Origin of the sequence: Arthrobacter sp. CJ23 (assembly GCF_024741795.1) — a bacterium.
GTDB lineage: Bacteria > Actinomycetota > Actinomycetes > Actinomycetales > Micrococcaceae > Arthrobacter.
The window spans coordinates 3,144,324-3,163,720 of record NZ_CP102950.1 but is presented as its reverse complement, the minus strand read 5'-3'; the positions used below and the strand labels follow the sequence as shown (position 1 = coordinate 3,163,720).

Here is a 19,397-nt window from a genome sequence, read left to right as displayed (position 1 = left end):
TATGTCGAACATCCTGGCGCTTGTTGAAATTTCCCACCGCGGCGAGATCGCCGCTTCTGCCCGGGGGCTGCTGGCCGCCGCCGCAAGGCTCGGCACTCCGGTTGCAGTGGTTGCCTCGGCCCGTCCCTTGACGGACGACGACGTCGCGCGGCTTGGCCAGCTGGGTGCGGTCCGGATCCATTCCGCCGTGACTGCTGCCGCGGACACGGTCCTGGTAACGCCCGCACTGGAGGCGCTGAGCGGCGCCGTCGAGCTCTTCCAGCCCGCCGCCGTCGTTGTCCCGAATTCCGTGGACGGGCGCGAAGTCGCCGCCCGGCTGGCGGTCCGGACCGGGGGAGGCCTCCTGCTCGATGCCGTGGAGCTGCGCGGCGGGCAAGGCACGGTGGCTGTCCAGCACTCGGTGTTTGGCGGCGCGTACAGGGTCGAATCCATGGTGGAGGGCGGTCTGCCGATCATCACCGTCCGGCAGGGGGCCATCGAGGACCAAGCGCCCCCCGCGGTTCCGGAGCTCACGGTGATCTCCTTGGACGGGACCGCCTGGGATGCCTCCTCCGCGAAGGCGGCCGTGATCGACGCCTTCAACGACGACGCCACCGGCTCTGCCCGCCCTGAACTGCGCAGCGCAGCCACCGTGGTTTCAGGCGGCCGCGGCCTGGGGTCCGCCGAGAACTTCGTCCTCGTGGAGCAGCTGGCCGATGCGCTGGGCGCTGCGGTCGGGGCCTCACGCGCCGCCGTCGACGCCGGCTATGTTGGCCACGCCGCCCAGGTGGGCCAGACCGGCGTCAGTGTTTCCCCGCAGCTGTACATCGCCCTGGGCATCTCCGGGGCCATCCAGCACCGGGCAGGGATGCAGACGGCCAAAACCATTGTGGCCATCAACAAGGACGGTGACGCGCCCATCTTCGATGTGGCCGACTTCGGCATCGTGGGCGACGTCTTCACCGTTGTTCCCGAACTCATCGAGGCCCTCAACGCGAACAGGAATGTCCATGTTTGAACTGACCGAAGACCAGCAGGCCGTGGTGGAGACCGTGCGCGATTTCGCCACAACAGCCATCGCGCCGCACGCGGCCAAATGGGACGAGACCAAGCATTTCCCGGTGGACGTGCTCCTCGAAGCCGGCACTCTGGGCATGGGCGGCATTTACGTTTCGGAGGACTTCGGCGGCTCCGGGATGAGCCGCACCGATGCGGTGCTGATCTTCGAGGAACTGTCCAAGGCCTGCCCCACCATCGCGGCGTACATTTCCATCCACAACATGGTGGCCTGGATGATCGACGCCTTCGGCAACCCGGAGCAGCGCGCCGCATGGGTGCCGCAGCTGGCATCCATGGAGTGCCTGGGCAGTTATTGCCTGACGGAACCGGGCGCAGGGTCCGACGCGGCGGCACTGACCACCAGGGCAGTGCGCGACGGCGATGATTACGTCCTCAACGGAACCAAACAGTTCATCTCGGGGGCCGGATCCGCAGGCCTGTACGTGGTCATGGCGCGCACCGCTGACACCGGCAGCCGCGGCATCACGGCGATCGTGGTGCCGGCCGGGGCCCAGGGGATGTCCTTTGGCCCCAATGAGAAGAAGATGGGCTGGAATGCCCAGCCCACCCGGCAAGTCATCTTCGAGGACGTCCGGGTTCCCGTTGCCAACCGGCTGGGGGAGGAGGGCAGCGGATTCGGCATCGCCATGAAGGGGCTCAACGGCGGCCGCGTCAACATGGGGGCGTGCTCCCTGGGTGGGGGACAGGCTGCGCTGGAGAAGTCCATCGCCTACCTGAAGTCCCGTACGGCATTCGGCGGGCCGCTCATCAACCAGCAGGCCCTGCTGTTCGAGATCGCGGACATGGACACGGAACTGGAGACCGCCCGCACGCTGCTGCTGCGCGCCGCCGATGCCCTGGAGAGGGGCGCCCCGGATACTGTGCGGCTCTGCGCCATGGCCAAGCGCGTGGCCACCGACGCCGGCTTCAGCGTGGCCAACAAGGCCCTCCAGCTCCACGGCGGCTACGGCTATTTGGCCGAATACGGTATCGAGAAGATTGTCCGGGACCTGCGCGTGCACCAGATCCTGGAGGGCAGCAACGAGATCATGCGCCTGATCATCGGCCGCCTGGCTGTGGAGGACTAGGGTCCGTCCAGCCGCCGAGTTGGTTCCAGCCGCGTTCACCTGTACAGTTGGTCGAGCGACGCGGGGTGGAGCAGTTCGGTAGCTCGCTGGGCTCATAACCCAGAGGTCACAGGTTCAAATCCTGTCCCCGCAACTGGAGAAAAGGTCCGGATCAGTGGAAACACGGATCCGGACCTTTTTGTTTGCGGTCAAGTCTGTTTCAAGGTCCGGCAGGGAGGGACGCGGATGACGAGCCACGCCGGTGCGGGCGCGAGCCATGCAAGCACCACCTTGCAGCGGGACAGCCCCATTTCTGTCTACCAGCAGCTTGCAGATGCCCTGACGGAGCGGATCGGCGAGCTGGGCCCGGGGGCCAGGCTGCCCACAGAGGAAGAGCTGATGGAGAAGTATGCCATCAGCCGCACCACGGTGCGCAAGGCCATCCAGACCCTCGTGGACAAGGGCCTGCTGGTCCGGCGGCAGGGCAAGGGCACCTTCGTCATGTCGCAGCGGACCGTTCCGACACTCAACCGGCTGGCACCTTTCATGGAGTCGTTCACGGCCGCCGGCATCAAGACCGTCAAATCGCTGCTTGAATACAAGTGGATGGAGAAGGACTCGACGGTGCCGCCGAAACTCCGTTCGGACGACAACCAGGTCCTGATGGTCCGCCGTGCCTACCTGAGTGAAGGGTGGCCGTACGCGCTGGCGGAGATCTTCATCCCGTCCCAGATCGGCAGGCACATCAGCCTGGCCGACGTGGAGCGAAATTCCATCTACCAGGTCATCCAGGACCGTGCACACATTCCTGTGGTTCGCGCCGAGATCACCGTGACCATGCAGCGGCCGCCGGACCACGTGGCAGGCATTCTCGATGTCCACGAATTTCCGGTGGTCCCGCGGCTCGAACGGACCACCCTTGGGGCAAACGGTGAAGTTCTTGAGTGCACAGTGACCTATTTCCATCCGAAGGGCTTCGAGATCCGCGCTGATGTGGCCACGGATGCGTCGTCAAGCCACGCGTAACCCCGCCCAATCCGGATCCGAACGACAAAAGCAGCTGGCCGGGCCCCGTACGGGACCCGGCCAGCTGCTTTGGCAGGCATTGAGGCGGGCAGGCATTGAGGCGGGCAGGCTGCCCGGCCGCTGGCTCTAGAGCTTGTCGAAGTCTGCTTCGTCAACCGTGCTGCCGGCCGCAGCCGTGCTTCCGGCGCCGATGGCCGGCTTGGCGCCGCCGGACTTCAGGGCCGCCAGGCGTGCGTCGATCTCGGTCTGCTCGCCCAGGTCCTCGAGCTGGTTGAACTGCGCGTCCAGGCTGGAGGCTGCGAGTTCCTGCTGGCCGAGGACCTTGGCCTCCTCGCGGCGGATCTTCTCTTCGAAGCGGCCCACCTCGCTGGTGGGGTCCATGATGTCGATGCTCTTGAGGGCATCGTGCACCTGGGACTGTGCCGCCGCGGTCTTGGAACGGGCCACCAGTTCGTTCCGCTTGCTGGTGAGCTGGTTGAGCTTGTTCTTCATCTGGTCAAGCCCGCTCTTGAGCTTGTCCACCACCTCGGTCTGCGAGGCGATGTTCGGCTCCGCAGCCTTGGCCTCGGCTTCCGCCGACATCTGGCGCTGGATGGCCACCTTGGCGAGGTTGTCGAACTTTACGGCATCCACGGTGTCGCCGGCCGTGCGGTACTCGTCGGCCTTCCTGGACGCTGCGAGTGCCTTGTTGCCCCAGTCCTGGGCGTTCTTGACGTCCTCGTTGTAGTCCGCCTGGAGCATCCGAAGGTTTCCGATGGTCTGGGCCACCGCGGACTCTGCCTCGGCGATATTGTTCGTGTAGTCGCGGACCATCTGGTCCAGCATCTTCTGCGGGTCCTCAGCCTGGTCCAGCAAAGCGTTGATGTTTGCCTTGGCGAGCTGCGCGATCCGACCGAAAATGGACTGCTTAACCATGGTGTTTGCCTTTCGTCCTGCTCAGTGGTGGCCACCGAAATCAGTGATCAGTTGTTGTACCGCTTCTACGTGAGGCATGGACCCCACCTAGTCTGTGTGGGTTAGAAGTCGCCGCCTCCGCCGGAGTCGCCGCCCCAGCCGCCTCCGCCGCCTCCGCCGGAGTCACCGCCGCCGCCGAAGAATCCGCCGGAGTCGCCGCCGCCGTCGCTGTGGCCGCCGCCCCAGCCACCTCCGCCACCGTTCAGGATGGAGTTGATGAGGATGCCGCCCAGGATGGCGCCGCCGAGGCCGCCACCGCCTCCTCCGCCGCCGAACATGCCGCCCCGGCCGTAGCCTTGCTGGGCATAGCCGCCGAACTGGTCCACGTCGGCCTGGGCCAGCTGGGCAGCCTGCGCGGCCAGCGAGTGGGCCTGCTGGGCGTAGGTGAGCGCAGTGACAGGATCGTTGCGGGAGATGGAGAGGGCGTAGTCGAGGTTCCGCTGGGCCTCGGCCAAGCGCGTGCGGGCCTCGGTGCCGACGCCGCCGCGGCGCGCGGTGATGTAGTCCGAGGTGGCACTGATCTGCGACTGTGCCGCCATGATGGTTTGCTGCAGGGATGCCTGCGCACGGCGGGCCTGCTCCTGCTGGTCGCGGATGCCCGTCAGGGACTGGTCCAGGGCCTGGTGTGCCGCCTCGACACGGTCGAGCGTGGCAATCGGGTCAATCTTGCCGCCCTGGATTTCCACCTTCACCTGGGCCAGCGCGGATTCCACGCCCGCCACCGGTCCGGCGAGTTCGGGGTGTTCGCCGGACTGGATCATGGCCCTGGCCTGGGCCAGGTCCTGGCTGGTGTCCACTACGGCGTTCTCCAGCGACTTCCGGGCCTCGTCCAGGCTGCCTGCCACCTTCGAGATGGCGTCGATGAGGACGTTGGTCTGGTGGAGGCTTTCCTCGGCCGCGCGCACGGCGACTGCCGCAAGGCTGTTCTCGCCGGCTGCGAGCTTTTCTTGTGCCGTGGAGGTGGCGTTCTGCACGAAGGCCAGCCGTTCCTTAGCCTGGGTGATGTTGTCCGCTACTTGCGTCAGGGCGCTGTCCGCGTACTTGGCGCGCAGCTCACCGAGAGACTGTTCGGCCCGGACGATCTTCGCGTCCGCTTCCTTGGCTCCCGCGCCAACGGCAGCCAGCGCCTGCGGAGCGTTCTTTTCCAGCTCGCGCAGGGAATCGAAATCGGCTTTCTGTTCCTGCAGGGAGGCCAACGCGGCCTCGGAGCGGCGGATGATCTCGCCCAGCCAGCTGCGCTGCTGCTCCTCGGTGTCCGGAATGTGGTCGTCGAGCTGCTGCTGCAGCTTGAAGGACTCGGTCATGTGCCCCTTGGCTTCCTGCAAAGCCTTGGTGAAGTTCCCGACGGCGGAATCGCCGTATTGCGCCTGGGCGAAGCCGAGTTCCTGCTCGCTGGACTTGATGGCGTCGTCCGCCTCGATGAGGAGGGATCCGCTCTTGTGCCGGAGTTCCGTGACGCTCAGGGATGCAAGGGGATCAAGCTGCTGGCCCTGCGGGCCGTAGCTGGCGCTTGAGGCCTGGCTCCTTTTGCGGCGGTTGCGCAGGTACAGGTAGGTGCCCACGCCGCCGGCCGCGACAACGCCCGCACCGATCAGGACGCCGGCGCCTGAATCGCCACTCGGGACCGTACCGCTTCCGCCGCCTGCGGCGTCGCCGATGGCGGCCGCGGCGTTGATTGCCGCCTGGGCATAGTTATCGTTCGCAAGTTGAGGGCCTATGGCGCTGCTCTTGATCTTTTCGATTTGGGCGGCCGTGATCTTGCTGCCGCTCGGCTTGTTCAGGATGTACTGCCTGGTGTCCGTGGCTACAGCGAAAATGAGGGCATTGGGTCCAAGGCTGGCCTTCTTAGCCACCTCGTCGGTCCACGCTTCCCGATCAGTCGGGTTTTCGAACTTCTTGACGGTGACGACATGCAGCACAGTCGAATGCTCGGTCCCGAGCTTCTTGATGGCTTCCTGGACTTCGGCCTTCTTGCCCCCAAGAACCCCAGCCGAATCCACGATCTTCGTGACCGGGTCCAGGGTCACCGGACTCTCGGCCCAGGCTGCGGTGGCCGGAAGGGCCAACACTCCAGCCACGCCGATCACGGCGAGTACTCGTTTCAACATTGACCGCATGTGCAACCCTTCAGCACGTCTGCGACTGGAACAAGGCGAACCAATCGTCACAGAATGCAGCAGCGCCCCCACGCATGGTTTGTAAAGCCGCAGGTCGCTGTGGCAATTCCACTTGATTCTATGGTGCACCTTCCAGCGCGTCCACGGCGGTAAATAAGCCGCCAGCGAAACGGGGAGAAGGCAGCATTCCTCCTGCGTTGAGCCTCAGAATCCGCAGCCGCCGGACGTGGATCCAGTACCCGAAACCTCGCAGTCCGGAGGCGTTCAGCAAGCTCCCAGCGAACGTCCGACTTTGTTCCAGCAAGACGGGCCATAGTTGTATCAGACGAGGATGAAAGGAAGACCCATGACGGAGAACCCAGCGCAGGGCGCCGCACCTGAGAACCGCGGCCAGTCCGGACCCGCCCCGGAGACGGCAGGCGTGTCGCCCGAACAGGCCAGCCTCCCTGAGGACGCACGCCTCGAGGATGCGCCCACGCAGCAGACTGCCGTGCAGCCCGCCGTTGGTGAAGCTGCAGGCACCAAGGCTGCTTCTCCATTTCAGCCGGTCCAGCACGCTGACGTCCAGCACGCTGACGTCCACCACCCTGACACCCAGTACCAGGGCCCCCGGTTCTCCGGCCCGGACTACGGCGCATCGCAGCGGCCGAACTACCCGCACCACCAGCCCTTCTACGGAGGGCCGCAGGGCACTCCCCAGACTCAGGGCGGCCAGACGCCGGGCATGCCCCAGCAACAGTTCCCGCACGCCCCGCACCACGCTGCCGCGGTGACCACCAAGCGCAAGCCGGTGTTCGGCGTCGGGACCCTCGTGGCGAGCATCCTGGCGGCCGGGCTGATCGGCGGCGGCGTGGCTGCCACCAGCGGCCTGCTTCTGGGCGACCGGACCCCGGCGGCGGTCAACGGCAGCCAACCCGGCACGGTCATCGTCAACAACAAGGACGACGTCAACGTCATCACGGCCGCGGCTGCCAAGGCTTCGCCCAGCGTGGTGACCATCAAGGCCACCAGCGGCAACGAGGGCGGCACGGGCTCGGGCATCATCATCGATGACAAGGGCCATATCCTCACCAACACGCACGTGGTCACGTTGGACGGCAAGACCGCCAATGCCTCCATCGAGGTCCGCACCAACGATGGCCGTATCCTGAAGGCCACCGTGGTGGGCACCGATCCGCTCTCCGACCTTGCCGTCATCAAGGTGGACAACGCCTCCGGACTCGTCCCGGCAACGCTGGGCGATTCGGACAAGATCAACGTGGGGGACACCGCCGTCGCCATCGGTTCGCCGCTTGGGCTGACCGGAACAGTGACGGACGGGATCGTGTCCACGCTTAACCGCACCATCAGCGTGGCTTCCTCGGCGGCGCCCAAGGACGGAACCGACAACAGCCAGGGCGGTGACCAGGGCTTCCAGTTCGCCCCTCCCGGCGGCGGACAGAGCCAGGCCACCGCCAACGAGGGGTCGATCTCCATCAACGTGATCCAGACCGACGCGGCCATCAACCCCGGCAACTCCGGCGGCGCCCTCGTCAACAGCAAGGGCGAGATCATCGGTGTCAATGTCGCCATCGCCTCCGCGGGCAGCGGCAGCTCCGATTCCTCCAGCGGCAACATCGGCGTGGGCTTCAGCATCCCCATCAACCACGCCAAGCGCGTGGCCCAGGAGATCATCGATTCCGGCAAGGCCAGCCACGGCCAGTTCGGCGTGAGCGTGCGCTCCAAGTCCGCCACCGGCAGCACCTCGGGCTTCTCCATCGGCGCCGAGGTGGCCTCGGTGACCAGCGGTTCGGCCGCGGCCAAGGCAGGCATCAAGGTGGGCGACGTGGTCACGAAGTTCGGCGACCACGCCATCAGCGATCCCAACCAGCTCACCGCTGCCGTGCGCGAGGAGCGGGCCGGCGCCACCGTCAAGGTGACGATCGTCCGCAACGGCCAGTCCCAGGAGATCGACGTGACTCTGGACGCCGCCCAGTAGCGGCTTGCGCTGACAGCAGCAATGCCCGACGGCGGGCGGCACCCAAGCGGTGCCGCCCGCCGTCGGGCATTCCTGCAAGGCAGGACGAAACAGGAGTTAACGCCCACGAGGGTTTTGGCGGGCAATATGCTTAGCTAGGACGAGCCCACGAACCGGGCCGATCCATGGCTAGACGAACAGCCGTCAGCCACCCACAACCATGGAAGGCTGCTTCGAAGACAGTGGAAGAGACATTGAAGATTGTCGTTCTGGTCAAGCACGTCCCTGACGCGCAGTTCGACCGGCACATCACCGGCGCAAACAACACCACGGACCGCGACGAAAGCATCCTGTCCGAACTCGACGAATATGCCCTGGAAGCAGCACTGCAGCTGATCGAGGCCCGCGGCGGCAGCAAGGCCGGCAACCAGGTCATCGCCCTCAGCATGGGCCCTTCCGGCGCCGTCAACGCCGTGAAGAAGTCGCTGCAGATCGGCGCCACCGAGGGCGTGCACCTGAGCGATGACGCTCTGGCCGGCTCGGACGCAGCAGCAACGTCGCTGGCCCTCGCAGCCGTCATCCGCCACCTCGGCACGGACGCTCCGGTGGACCTGGTCCTGACCGGCATGGCCTCCACCGACGGCGAAACCTCCCTGGTGCCGGCGCAGCTTGCCGAGCGTCTGTCCTTGCCGCAGCTGACCTTTTCCTCCAGCCTGGACGTCACCGGCGGCAAGGTCGTGGCCCGCCGCGACGGCGACACCCACTCGGACACCGTAGAAGCATCCCTGCCGGCCCTCGTCTCCGTCACGGACCAGATCAACGAGCCCCGCTACCCGAATTTCAAGGGCATCCTGGGCGCCAAGAAGAAGAAGATCACCACGCTGTCGCTGGCCGACATCGGTGTTGGAGCCTCCGAGGTCGGAGCCGCCGGCTCGCTGACCGTGGTGGAGTCCGCGCAGGCCCGCCCGCCGCGCACCGCAGGCACCATCATCACCGACGAAGGCGACGCCGGCATCAAGCTGGTCGAGTTCCTGGCCGCCCAGAAGCTGCTCTGAGAGGAATCCACCCATGACACAAGCACTGGTTTTCATTGACAACCCGGGCCCTGCCCTCAAGAAGAGCAGCCTGGAGCTCCTGACGATCGCCCGCTCGCTGGGGGACACCGCCGTCGCGTTCAACGGCGAACTGCACGACGACGTCGCTGCCGCCCTGGGCGCCTACGGTGCCACCACCATCTACCGCCCCTCGGCCGCGGACCTGGACGACTACCTCGTGGCCCCGAAAGCGGCCTACCTGGCCGCGGCCGTCGTGGCCTCCGGAGCCGGAACGGTCCTGCTGGAGAACTCCGCGGACGGCAAGGAAATCGCCGCCCGCCTGGGCATCAAGCTCAACGCCGGAGTCATCACGGACGTGGTGGGCGTCGATGCCGACGGCACCGCGCACAAGTCTGTTCTGGCCGGTTCGTACAACACCACGGCCAAGGCGAAGTCGGCCGTGGCCGTGCTTTCGGTCAAGCCGAACAGCATCGACCCCGAGGCCGCCCCGGCTGCCGTCACCCCGGAAACCGTCACTGTGGAGGTCCCGGCCGGCGCCACGGCCAACGCTGCCCGTATCACTGCCCGGAGCGCCAAGCCCGCCAGCGGCCGCCCGGATCTGGGCGAGGCACGCGTGGTGGTGTCCGGCGGACGTGGCGTGGACGGTAACTTCGGTCCCATCGAGGAGCTGGCGGATGCCCTCGGCGGCGCTGTCGGCGCCTCCCGTGCAGCCACCGACGCGGGCTGGATCAGCCATGACTTCCAGGTGGGGCAGACCGGCAAGACCGTTTCGCCGCAGCTGTACGTGTCCGTGGGAATCTCCGGTGCCATCCAGCAGAAGGCCGGCATGCAGACCTCAAAGGTGATCGTCGCGATCAACAAGGACGCGGAATCGCCGATCTTCGAGATCGCCGATTTCGGCATCATCGGGGACCTCTTCAAAGTGGTCCCGCAGGCAACGGAAGAGATCAAGAAGCGGAAAGGCTGATCCCTTTGACTACTGGCGTTTCGTCAGCAAAGAGCCCGTTCAACGCCTCCACGGAACGCGTTGAGCGGGTGCTTTGTTTTACTGCCCACCCGGATGACATCGACTTCGGTGCCGCCGGAACCATTGCGGCCTGGACCGCCGCCGGCGTACAGGTCAGCTACTGCATCATGACCGACGGCGACGCCGGCGGCTTCGATCCCGCGCACCGTGATCAGATCATCGAGATGCGCGCGGAGGAGCAGCGCCGGGCCGCGGCACTGGTCGGGGTGACCGACATCCACTACCTGCACGAACGCGACGGGTACCTGGAGCCGACACACGAGGTCATCAAGCAGGTGGTGAAGCTCATCCGGGAGATCCGCCCCGATGTCGTGCTGGCCATGCACCCGGAACGGAACTGGGACCGTATCCAGAAGAGCCATCCGGACCACCTCGCGGTGGGGGAGACCGTCACCAGGGCCGTGTACCCGGCGGTGGAAAACCCGTTTGCCTATCCGGAGCTGGCCGAGGCCGGCCTGGAGGCCTACAAGCTGCCCTGGCTGTGGCTTTTCGCTGGCCCGGAGTCCTGTGAGAACCACTTCGTGGATGTCACCGCCCACGTGGATGCGAAGCTCGCGGCCATCCGCATCCACGCCAGCCAGCACCCGGACATCGAGGGCATGGAGCGAACCGTCCGCGCCATGCTGGAGCGGAACGGAGAGCGGGGCGGCCTCCCGGCCGGCACCAGTGCCGAGTGCTTCCACGTGGTTCCAGTCAACGGCTCCACCACCATCGCCGGTTTCTGACATTGCCGTTGTGTAACGCGTGTCATATGCTTGACCTCGGTTAAATCATATTTATTCGAGGAAGGCAGACTTTGATGGCGAAGACTGCGCAACAGCCCGTACTGGTGATCATGGGTGTCTCCGGTTCCGGAAAATCGACAGTGGCCGGCGTCCTGGCGGGGCGTCTCGGCTGGGACCTGGCCGAAGGCGACGACCTCCATCCCGAGGCCAACGTGGCCAAGATGCAGGCCGGGCAGCCCCTCAGCGATGAGGACCGCTGGCCGTGGCTGGAGACCATTGCGGCGTGGATCCGCTCGCACACGGACTCCGGTACCCCCGCAATCATCACGTGCTCGGCCCTGAAGAAGCGGTACAGGGACGTCCTGCGGGGCGAGGGTGTGGTGTTCGTGTTCCTGCAGGGCAGCAAGGACAAGATCTCGGACCGGCTGGCATCGCGGCACGGGCACTTCATGCCGCCGTCCCTGCTTGAATCCCAGTTCGATGCCCTGGAAGAACCCACGGAAGACGAGAGCTACATCTCCCTCTGTGTCTCGGCATCCCCTGCCGAGGAAGCCCAGGAAGTCATTGAACGGCTCGGCCTCATTGCCGCCGACGCTGCCGAGAGGAACGCGCTGTAATGGCTTTCGCAACCGTGACGACTGCCGTGGGACAAGCCGTCCAGGAATGGACCGCCCACGATTCCCAGCTCCTGATCTTCGCAGCCTTGGGCATTGCGCTGATCGTGGTGCTGATCGCGAGATTCAAGCTCCACCCTTTCCTTGCGCTGGTGCTGGGTTCGGCCTTCGTCGGCCTGACATCCGGCGTCGAACTGGCCAAGGTCATCAGCAACTTCGAAGACGGAGTGGGTGGTGTCCTCAAGGAGGTCGGCCTGCTGATCGCGCTCGGTGCCATGCTCGGCAAGCTCCTGGCCGATTCAGGCGGTGCCAACCGGGTAGTGGACACGCTGCTGGCCAAGGCCAGCGGCAACAAGGTGGTGTGGATGATCACCCTGGTGGCGGTGATCATCGGCCTGCCGATGTTCTTCGAGATCGGCCTCGTGCTGCTCCTGCCGGTCATCGTCCTGGTCACGCAGCGTTCCCAGATGAAGCTCATGCGCATCGCCATTCCGGCACTCGCGGGCCTGTCCGTGCTGCACGGGCTGGTGCCACCGCACCCCGGGCCGCTGATTGCGATCAGTGCGGTGAAAGCGGAGCTGGGAACCACCCTGGCACTGGGCCTGCTGGTGGCCGTGCCCACCGTGATCATCTGTGGTCCGTTGTTCTCCCGCCTCGCGGCCCGCTGGGTGCCGGTGGATGCGCCTGCTGTGGCCGGTGGAATCGACACCAAGCATGCCGTGGACTTGAGTGGTGTCAAACGCCAGCCGAGCTTCCTCGTTACCTTGCTGACCATCATCTTCCCGGTGGTGCTCATGCTCCTGAAGGCCGTCGGGGCCATCATCTGGCCGGACGCCAAGACCGCACCGATGATCCGGATCTTCTTCGACTTCGTGGGCCAGCCGCTGGTGGCCATGACCCTGGCCGTGCTCGCCGCCATGGTGACGTTCGGCTATGCCGTGGGCTTCACCGGCAGCAAGATCACCGCCAAGCTGGGCGACAGCCTGGGCCCCATCGCGGCGATCCTGCTCATCGTGGGCGCCGGCGGCGGTTTCAAGCAGACCCTGATCGGTGCCGGCGTTGGCGATGCCGTGAAGAAGTGGGCCGAAGGTGCCAACATGTCCGTCCTGGTGCTGGGCTTCATTGTGGCGGTGGCGCTGCGCCTGGCCACCGGTTCGGCAACAGTGGCCACGGTGACGGCGGCCGGGATCGTCGCGCCGCTGGCCACCTCGCTTAGCCCGACGCACGCCGCCCTCCTGGCCCTCGCGATCGGCGCAGGTTCGCTCTTCCTGTCCCACGTCAACGACGCCGGATTCTGGCTCGTCAAGGAACTGTTCGGACTCACCGTGGGCCAGACCTTCAAGACCTGGTCCGTCATGGAAACGCTGATTTCCGTGGTCGGATTCGGCTTCGTCATGCTGCTCTCGCTCGTCATATAGGCGAACTGCACGTATCGGCGCCTGCCCAAGCAGCACAGCCCGACGGCGGCCCGGCTCCCCAAGGGAATCGGGCCGCCGTCGGACGTTAAGCGAGAGAGTCAGGCGAGGTTGCGTTCGGCGTAGACCGCCATGGCGTCCCGCAGGTAGGCGGCCAGCCGCTCGTCGTACTTGTCGTAGAACGCCTTGAACCGGGGGTCGTCCACGTACATGCGGCCGAGTCCCGTGTACGAGGCTTTGTCCGGCGTCCAGCTGTAGAGGATCCACTGGTGGTGGAGCCCGACGGCGGCCTGCGTCCTGGCGTCGTCGGCCGGAAGTCCGGCGTTGAGGCACTCGAGCATGGCCGTGGTTGCGGCCTCGGCCTCGTCCATGAAGGCCTGCTTCTGCGTGGGGGACATGGCGGCGTGGCGGTTCTTGGACTCGTCCACCACCGTGTCGCCCCAGAGTTCCCGGGCCTCGGCTTCGTAGGGGTTGTTGTCGAAATCCTTGAAGATGTTCTCCGCGGACATGGTGTCTCCTTGACGTAGTGCTGACATGGTGGCGTCGACCGTGCGGGACATCCGGTCCAGGCGGTCGCGCTCGGCCAGCAGCCACTTCCGGTGCACGGCAAGTGCCTCCAGGGTGTCGGTCTGGCCATCCAGAACTTCGCCGATGGTCTCGAGCCCAAGGCCAAGTTCACGGAGCAGGAGGATCCGCTGGAGCCTCAGGAGCTCGGGCTGCCCGTAGTACCGGTAGCCGTTGTGCCCCGTCCAGGCCGGTTCCAGCAGGCCTCGTTGCTGGTAGTGCCGCAGCGTCCGTGAGGATACGTTGCTGGCCTTGGCCACCTCCGCGATGGTCCACTGTGTGGATTCGTCCTGCTTCACGTATCCAGCGTAGAAGTTGACGCTACGTCAAGGTCAAGCCCTGATGGAAACCGTCAGGAACCTCTTAGGGATGCCGTTCAGGAGGACAGTGTTGCGGCCGCGACCGTGGGCAGGCTGGGCGACGGGGAGCCTCCGGCGGGTTCAACGGTGATGCCCAGGGCGGCGGCGCCGGAGATGCCCTTGACCACTGCCGGATGGGTCAGGGCCTGGGCGTCCATGAGCCCCTGCGATACAGGGGCGGAGCCGTCCTTGGGGATGAGCCACATCTGGTAGACCTTGCCAGCGGGGGGAGCCGGCACGCCATTCATCCGGACCACCACGGCATCCTTCGCCGAGGAGATGGACACGGTGGCCGTGCCGCCCCCGGTGACGTCGACAGTGGACTGCCGGACGTCCTGGGCCTGCAGGACCTGGTTCACGGGATCGTTCTGGGCGGCCACATAGGCACCCACGCCGACCCCGCCCAGGGCGATCACTGCAGCAGCGGCCACACCGACCAGCCAGCTGCGCAGGCTGCCACGCCGTCGTTCGTCCCGCCGGTTCCGTGCCGCGGCAAAGTCCGCGACGCGGCTGTCCTGCGCCGCGTCGACAACTGCCGCGTTGTCCGGTGCCGGGCCCAGCCGCGCCGTCTCGGCGCGCGGCCCGGGCGCGGCCTGTGCTGCGGAGTTGTCCGGGAGCCGGTCCAGGATGTTCTGCAGCAGCCCTGCCGGAGGTTCCTCCTCGGCCGTGTAGCTCACGGCCAAGGTCTCGCGGGTGTCCCGCACACGGGCCAAGAAGGCCGGACCGTCCGGGGAATTCCGGACGAAGTCGTCAATCGCGGTGCGTTCTGCATTGCTCAGTGCGTCCAGGGCGTAGATCTCGGCGAGCTCCAGGAGCCGGCCTTCGGCGAGGTCTGTGGGGATGTCCATCGCGAACATCCTGCGCACGAATCCGCCTGCGTTGTCTTCGGACATCTAGCCCACCCCCAGGCATGACTTGAGGCGCAGGAGGCCGTCGCGGATGCGGGACTTGATGGTCGGAACTGCGGCACCCAAATGCTCGGCAACCTCCCTGTAGCTCAGCCCGCCGTAGTAGGCCAGCCGGACGGATTCCCGCTGCGTGTCTGTCAGCGTGCCGAGGCAGCGCACCACGGCCTCGGCTTCGAGGCGGCTGCCGGCTTCTTCCGCCACGGAGTCGTGTTCGGTTCCGTGGTTCGCGGCGCCGAACTTTGCCTCGCGGTCCGTGGCCGACTGGGCGGAGCGGACTCGGTCGATCGCGCGCCGGTGGGCGATGGTCATGAGCCAGGCCATGGGGCTGCCGGCGTCCGGGTTGAACTTTGCGGCGCCCTGCCAGACCTGCAGGAACACTTCCTGTGTGGTGTCTTCGCTCAGCCCGGGGTCTATCAGGACGCGGCGGGCCATGCCGAACACCCGGCGCGATGTCAGCCGGTAGAAGTCTGCGAACGCGGCCTGGTCGCCCTGCGCCATGAGTTTCAGCAGCCGGGCGAGCCGGGCATTGACATCGGCAACGGAGCTGGATGCCTCGGTGACCCTTGAGCCAGGATTGTTGGGAATGTCCATCGCTCCCAAGCATAGGACGTCGCTTTTCGAAGCCGCCACAGCGAGGAGCTGTGATGATTCGTGCCGTGCCGGGGAATCGGGCACTGCCGCTGGCCGGCGTTGCAATGTGTGCACGTGCCCTCCCTCAGGGGTTCTCCCGCAGGCAACTGCCTTGCACCAGTTATTCGGCGCAGGAAGGGTCCCGGATGGGCCCGGACGGGGCGGGCAGCCTCGAAGGCTGCCCTGCCAGCGCGTTCGGACGGTTATGCCGTGCCGGTCCTTAGACCTGCGCGCCGGCGAAGCCGTTCTGGCGCCAGGCTTCGAACACGGCGATGGAGGCAGCGTTGGCCAGGTTCAGGGATCGCAGCGAGGGGCGCATCGGCAGCCGCACGCGGGCCGTGACGTGAGGGTCCTGCTTGAGCCATTCCGGCAGTCCCACGGACTCCGGCCCGAACAGCAGCACGTCTCCTTCCCGGTATGCGATATCCGTGTAGGAGGTTTCGCCGTCAGAGGTGAAAGCGAAGACGCGCTCCGGCTGCAGGGCCGCCCACGCGGCGTCGATGTCCTTGTGGACCGTGACCACGGCGAGGTCGTGGTAGTCGAGCCCCGCGCGGCGCAGCTTGGCGTCAGAAAAGTCGAAACCGAGCGGCTCCACCAAGTGGAGCTGGGCGCCCGTGATGGCAGCGAGGCGGATGGCGTTGCCCGTATTGCCCGGGATTTCAGGAGTGTGGAAGAGGATGCGGAACACATCCCAATCCTAGCCAGCCCGCGGCCGGATTCAGGACGGGCCTGCTGTGGGACAGGGCGGAGGGGGCGGGGCCCAGGACCCGGGGGCCTGCCGGGGGCACTAGTGCATGCCGCGCAGCAGCCGCGCCAGGACGGGCACCACTACGGTGTTCGGGGCCGGGCCCGAGCTGAGGAACTGCTTCAGGCCCCTGGCCAGGCCCGCTCCGTTGACAACCTGCACGGCCTCAATTGGGGACTGGCCGCGGCCGTACTGGTCGATCACGGGCTCGTGCAGGTTGCCGTCCGGGCTGTGCAGCACCACCCAGCCGGTCACGTTGAGCTCGGGGAAAATGTCCTGCATGTGCCGCACGATGAGGCCCAGCTGCGGCGGGGCCACGGAGCGTCCTCCGTGCCTCAGCGAGGTGCCGTCCCAGGCGTAGGCGCCTTTGGGCAGGAGCATGGAACCGACCAGGGCCAGGCGGTAGCCGGACAGCACGGCGTGGTCGATGTGGCTGTTGTCCGAAGGGGAACGGAGGCCGTTGATGAGACGCGCCGCGGGGATGGCCGGCAGGATCTGGCGGCTGATGAGCTGGACCGTGCGCATTTCCCGCTGGATCCGGGCATCGGCGCCGAAGATGCCGCGTTTGCGGGGCATGCCGTGGACCTGCATCCTGGCCTCGTCCTTGGACAGCAGCGGCACCTCGTGCGGGTCGTCGAAGGACGGGACGTAGACGGGCGGATCACCGGCGGTGTTCCGCGGCGCGTTGGGCCGCTTCACCCCCGTTGCGGTTCCGGCACCGGGAGCGGGCGGGCCGCCATAGTCGCCAGGACGGGACGGACCTCGGCCCGAGGCGCCGCTGGCATAACTTCGGTCGTAGTCGGCGCGCCTCTTGGGGTCGATGAGCGTTTCGTAGGCCAGGGTCACCAAGCGGAACATTGCCGGGTCGCCGCCATGGTCCGGATGCGCCTTCCGCGCAGCCTTCCGGTAGGCCACCTTGATCTCCTTCTCCGTCGCCGTGACGGGGATGCGGAGGACCTGGTAGTGCGAGCTGCTGCCCTCGGCCAAGCACGGACCCTTCTCTATGTTGCGGTCCACTCCGATGGGAGCGCCGGTACAGGCCAGTTTAGCCAGCCACTGTGTGAACGAGCGCGGCGGGCCCGCAGGTTCCCCGGCAGGCATGATTCCCGTGGTGATTCTTCCGGCCGGCTGCAACCGCCGCGAATGCTGTGGTTCCCGACGGCGGTCTCCCGACGACGGCGGGCGGCCAGTCTGGGGCGGAGGCTAGACTCTATCGCGGACAGCGTACGAGCATGTGGGGGTCAACCGTGGAACAGGCCAGGGCACGAAGGAGGGCGGCACCGTTTGCCGGTGTCACGTTCGCCGGTACTGCTCTGGCGGTGCTGCTGGCTTCCTGCAGTGTCAACGTTCCGGATCCGCAGGCGCCCACTCCCGTGCAGGAAGTCTCCACCCTGGCGACGCCCAGCATCACGCCCGGCCATGATGCTGCTGCCGTGGCGGCCAAGGACCTGCCGTTCGGTGCAGGGGGCAGCCTGGCTGACGGGGTGCCTGTTGGCATCTCGGGCGGGCTGGAGAAAATCCCAGGCTGGAGCCTCACCATGGAGGATGCCCAGGGGGAAAGCCGCTACACGAAGACCGACGGCTGCGCAGTCGCCGCCAGGCTCAGCATCAACCAGGGCCCACTCTCCGTGCCCGGGGACGACAAGGCCTCCACCGAGGCCCTGTTCCGGTACCTGGATCCGGCGGTGGTTCCGGAGAGACTCACGGTGCAGACCCTCCGCTGGGGCGGCGACGCAGACAAGCCAGCACCCCGCGTGGAGGTGCTGGCTCTCGAACCCCGGGCAAAGGCCCCGGCGAGGTCCACCGCCGTGCTGGCCAGGCTGTTCAGCCGGGCCGGCTCCTCGGCCTACATCTCAATTTCCTGCCCCGACGCCGGAACCCTGGCCAAGGCCAAGGCCGACGTCGGCGCGCGGCTGGCAATCGTCCCGCCGTCGAACTGAGCGCCGTCGAACTGAGCGCCGTCGAACTGAGCGCCGTCGGACCGAGTTGCGTCCAACTGCCGCAGTCCAACCGAGCGTCCCTACTTCCGGAACCCTGTGGCGAGCCGGTTCAGCGCCAGAGCCGCGACCAGGAGCCCGAAGTCCCGCAGTGCGACGTCGAAGAAGTCGCCCAGGACCAGCAGGTTCACAATGATGCCCAGCAGCCAGACCGCCACGAGCAAGGACCCGAAGCGGGGCCGGAAGGCGACGGCCAGGCCGGCCACGATTTCGATGACGCCCACTGCGTACATGAAGGTCTGTGCGGAAACGGGAACAACGGAGGTGGCCACGGGCGCCAGGTAGATGGTCCAGTCCGTAAGGATGTTGGTGAACTTGTCGAGGCCGAAAATGATCGGCGCCACAGTGAACACGGTGCGCAGCAGCATGAAGGCCTGCCGCGGGGGATCCATTGCCAACAGCGATCCGGTCTTGGCATGTGTGGTGGATGATGCGGTGCCCATGATGGTCTCCTTCTAAAAGTGAATAATTTGATTTTAGAAGGAGACGAAGGATTAAGCAATCAATCTTGTTTTTAGAGATATCCTTGGGACATGACAGCTCTTCCGTGGCTTCGCCGGATCTCCGCAGTGGCTTCCCTCGATGACGGGAACCGGCGCGGGCTGTATGAATACGTGTGCAATGCCCGGGATGCGGTGGGCCGCGACGAGGCAGCTCAGTTCATCGGGGCGCCGCGCAGCACGGCGTCCTTCCACCTGGACCGCCTGGTCCGTGACGGCCTGCTGGAAGTCGAGTTCCGCAAGTCGCCGGACAAGTCAGGACCCGGTTCCGGGCGCCCGGCCAAGTTCTACCGTCCGGCCGTGGCTGAAGTGGGGGCCTCCGTTCCCGAACGCCAGTACGACCTTGCCGGCGAGCTCATGGCCGCCGCGATCGCCCGGTCCATCAGCGAAGGCGGGCCCGTCCGCGAGGCGCTCGTGGAGACGGCCTACGAACGAGGGAAGGCCAGCGGCGGCGGTGACTTCCTGGCCGTCCTGGCGGACCACGGCTATGTACCGACCCCCGACGGCGATGGCGGGTACCGCCTGCTCAACTGCCCCTTCCACCGCCTCGCCAAGGGTCACTCCGAGGTGGTCTGCGCGATGAACGGCGCTTTCCTGAGCGGAACAGCGGCAGCCTGTGGGCTGCCGGAGGAAAGTGTCGAAGCCGATTCCGGCCCCGGTCACTGCTGCGCCCGGATCACCTCACTGGACAGCTGAACC

Annotated in this window: 19 protein-coding genes and 1 tRNA gene; 12 read left to right on the top strand and 8 right to left on the bottom strand. The window is 66.4% G+C overall.

From position 1 onward, the window contains the following. The first annotated feature begins 1 nt into the window (after position 1). The 4 genes from NVV90_RS14115 (at position 2) to NVV90_RS14100 (ending at position 3,131) form a co-directional block, all read left to right on the top strand. Entirely contained in the window at positions 2-997 is a 996-nt protein-coding gene (locus tag NVV90_RS14115) for an electron transfer flavoprotein subunit alpha/FixB family protein (RefSeq protein WP_258437907.1), read from the top strand. Next, entirely contained in the window at positions 990-2,126 is a 1,137-nt protein-coding gene (locus NVV90_RS14110; RefSeq protein WP_258437906.1) for an acyl-CoA dehydrogenase family protein, read from the top strand. Before NVV90_RS14115 ends, NVV90_RS14110 begins: the two co-directional genes overlap by 8 nt. A 59-nt stretch (positions 2,127-2,185) precedes the next feature. Then, positions 2,186-2,259 (top strand) — tRNA-Met (locus NVV90_RS14105). Between the two features lie 92 nt (positions 2,260-2,351). Continuing rightward, entirely contained in the window at positions 2,352-3,131 is a 780-nt protein-coding gene (locus tag NVV90_RS14100) for a GntR family transcriptional regulator (RefSeq protein ID WP_258437905.1), read from the top strand. A 126-nt stretch (positions 3,132-3,257) separates the two neighbouring features. Here the strand turns inward: NVV90_RS14100 and NVV90_RS14095 are convergent, their stop codons facing one another. Both NVV90_RS14095 and NVV90_RS14090 read right to left on the bottom strand, forming a co-directional pair. After that, positions 3,258-4,046 carry a PspA/IM30 family protein gene (locus NVV90_RS14095; RefSeq protein WP_258437904.1) on the bottom strand — a complete coding sequence of 263 codons (789 nt, stop codon included), beginning with the start codon at positions 4,044-4,046 and terminating at the stop codon, positions 3,258-3,260. A 101-nt stretch (positions 4,047-4,147) separates the two neighbouring features. Next, complete coding sequence (locus NVV90_RS14090) at positions 4,148-6,202, bottom strand: TPM domain-containing protein (RefSeq protein WP_258437902.1); 2,055 nt, start codon at positions 6,200-6,202, stop codon at positions 4,148-4,150. Between the two features lie 346 nt (positions 6,203-6,548). Here NVV90_RS14090 and NVV90_RS14085 point away from each other — a divergent pair, with 346 nt between their 5' ends. The 6 genes from NVV90_RS14085 (at position 6,549) to NVV90_RS14060 (ending at position 12,998) form a co-directional block, all read left to right on the top strand. After that, entirely contained in the window at positions 6,549-8,180 is a 1,632-nt protein-coding gene (locus NVV90_RS14085; protein WP_258437901.1) for a S1C family serine protease, read from the top strand. A 233-nt stretch (positions 8,181-8,413) separates the two neighbouring features. Next, positions 8,414-9,214, top strand: coding sequence for an electron transfer flavoprotein subunit beta/FixA family protein (locus NVV90_RS14080; RefSeq protein WP_258437900.1), 801 nt, complete (start codon positions 8,414-8,416; stop codon positions 9,212-9,214). Between the two features lie 13 nt (positions 9,215-9,227). Beyond that, positions 9,228-10,181, top strand: coding sequence for an electron transfer flavoprotein subunit alpha/FixB family protein (locus tag NVV90_RS14075; RefSeq protein ID WP_258437898.1), 954 nt, complete (start codon positions 9,228-9,230; stop codon positions 10,179-10,181). Positions 10,182-10,186: 5 nt separating this feature from the next. Then, positions 10,187-10,966 carry a PIG-L deacetylase family protein gene (locus NVV90_RS14070; RefSeq protein ID WP_258437897.1) on the top strand — a complete coding sequence of 260 codons (780 nt, stop codon included), beginning with the start codon at positions 10,187-10,189 and terminating at the stop codon, positions 10,964-10,966. A 74-nt stretch (positions 10,967-11,040) separates the two neighbouring features. After that, positions 11,041-11,583, top strand: coding sequence for a gluconokinase (locus NVV90_RS14065; protein WP_258437896.1), 543 nt, complete (start codon positions 11,041-11,043; stop codon positions 11,581-11,583). Continuing rightward, positions 11,583-12,998 (top strand): GntP family permease, encoded by a 1,416-nt coding sequence (locus tag NVV90_RS14060; RefSeq protein WP_258437895.1) that lies wholly within the window; start codon positions 11,583-11,585, stop codon positions 12,996-12,998. The genes NVV90_RS14065 and NVV90_RS14060 overlap by 1 nt, the downstream gene beginning before the upstream one ends. 98 nt (positions 12,999-13,096) lie before the next feature. On the opposite strand, the gene NVV90_RS14055 is transcribed toward NVV90_RS14060, so the two are convergent. The 5 genes from NVV90_RS14055 to NVV90_RS14035 form a co-directional block, all read right to left on the bottom strand. Next, a complete protein-coding gene (locus NVV90_RS14055; RefSeq protein ID WP_258437894.1) occupies positions 13,097-13,858 on the bottom strand; it encodes a MerR family transcriptional regulator in 762 nt (253 codons plus the stop codon). 77 nt (positions 13,859-13,935) lie between these two features. After that, positions 13,936-14,811, bottom strand: a complete 876-nt coding sequence (locus tag NVV90_RS14050) for an anti-sigma factor (RefSeq protein ID WP_258437892.1) — start codon at positions 14,809-14,811, stop codon at positions 13,936-13,938. Continuing rightward, positions 14,812-15,417 (bottom strand): ECF RNA polymerase sigma factor SigK, encoded by a 606-nt coding sequence (gene sigK, locus NVV90_RS14045; protein ID WP_258437891.1) that lies wholly within the window; start codon positions 15,415-15,417, stop codon positions 14,812-14,814. A 259-nt stretch (positions 15,418-15,676) separates the two neighbouring features. Beyond that, positions 15,677-16,144 carry a tRNA (cytidine(34)-2'-O)-methyltransferase gene (locus tag NVV90_RS14040; RefSeq protein ID WP_258437890.1) on the bottom strand — a complete coding sequence of 156 codons (468 nt, stop codon included), beginning with the start codon at positions 16,142-16,144 and terminating at the stop codon, positions 15,677-15,679. A 99-nt stretch (positions 16,145-16,243) separates the two neighbouring features. Next, positions 16,244-17,188, bottom strand: a complete 945-nt coding sequence (locus NVV90_RS14035; RefSeq protein WP_258437889.1) for a J domain-containing protein — start codon at positions 17,186-17,188, stop codon at positions 16,244-16,246. A gap of 245 nt (positions 17,189-17,433) precedes the next feature. Between NVV90_RS14035 and NVV90_RS14030 the strand changes: the two genes are divergently transcribed. After that, entirely contained in the window at positions 17,434-18,141 is a 708-nt protein-coding gene (locus tag NVV90_RS14030) for a hypothetical protein (protein WP_258437887.1), read from the top strand. 80 nt (positions 18,142-18,221) lie between these two features. Here the strand turns inward: NVV90_RS14030 and NVV90_RS14025 are convergent, their stop codons facing one another. Continuing rightward, positions 18,222-18,641 (bottom strand): hypothetical protein, encoded by a 420-nt coding sequence (locus NVV90_RS14025; RefSeq protein WP_258437886.1) that lies wholly within the window; start codon positions 18,639-18,641, stop codon positions 18,222-18,224. 90 nt (positions 18,642-18,731) lie between these two features. On the opposite strand from NVV90_RS14025, the gene NVV90_RS14020 reads away from it, so the two are divergent. After that, the gene (locus NVV90_RS14020) at positions 18,732-19,394 is read left to right on the top strand and encodes a metalloregulator ArsR/SmtB family transcription factor (RefSeq protein ID WP_258437885.1); all 663 of its coding nucleotides are present in this window, start codon (positions 18,732-18,734) and stop codon (positions 19,392-19,394) included. Positions 19,395-19,397: the final 3 nt, after the last annotated feature.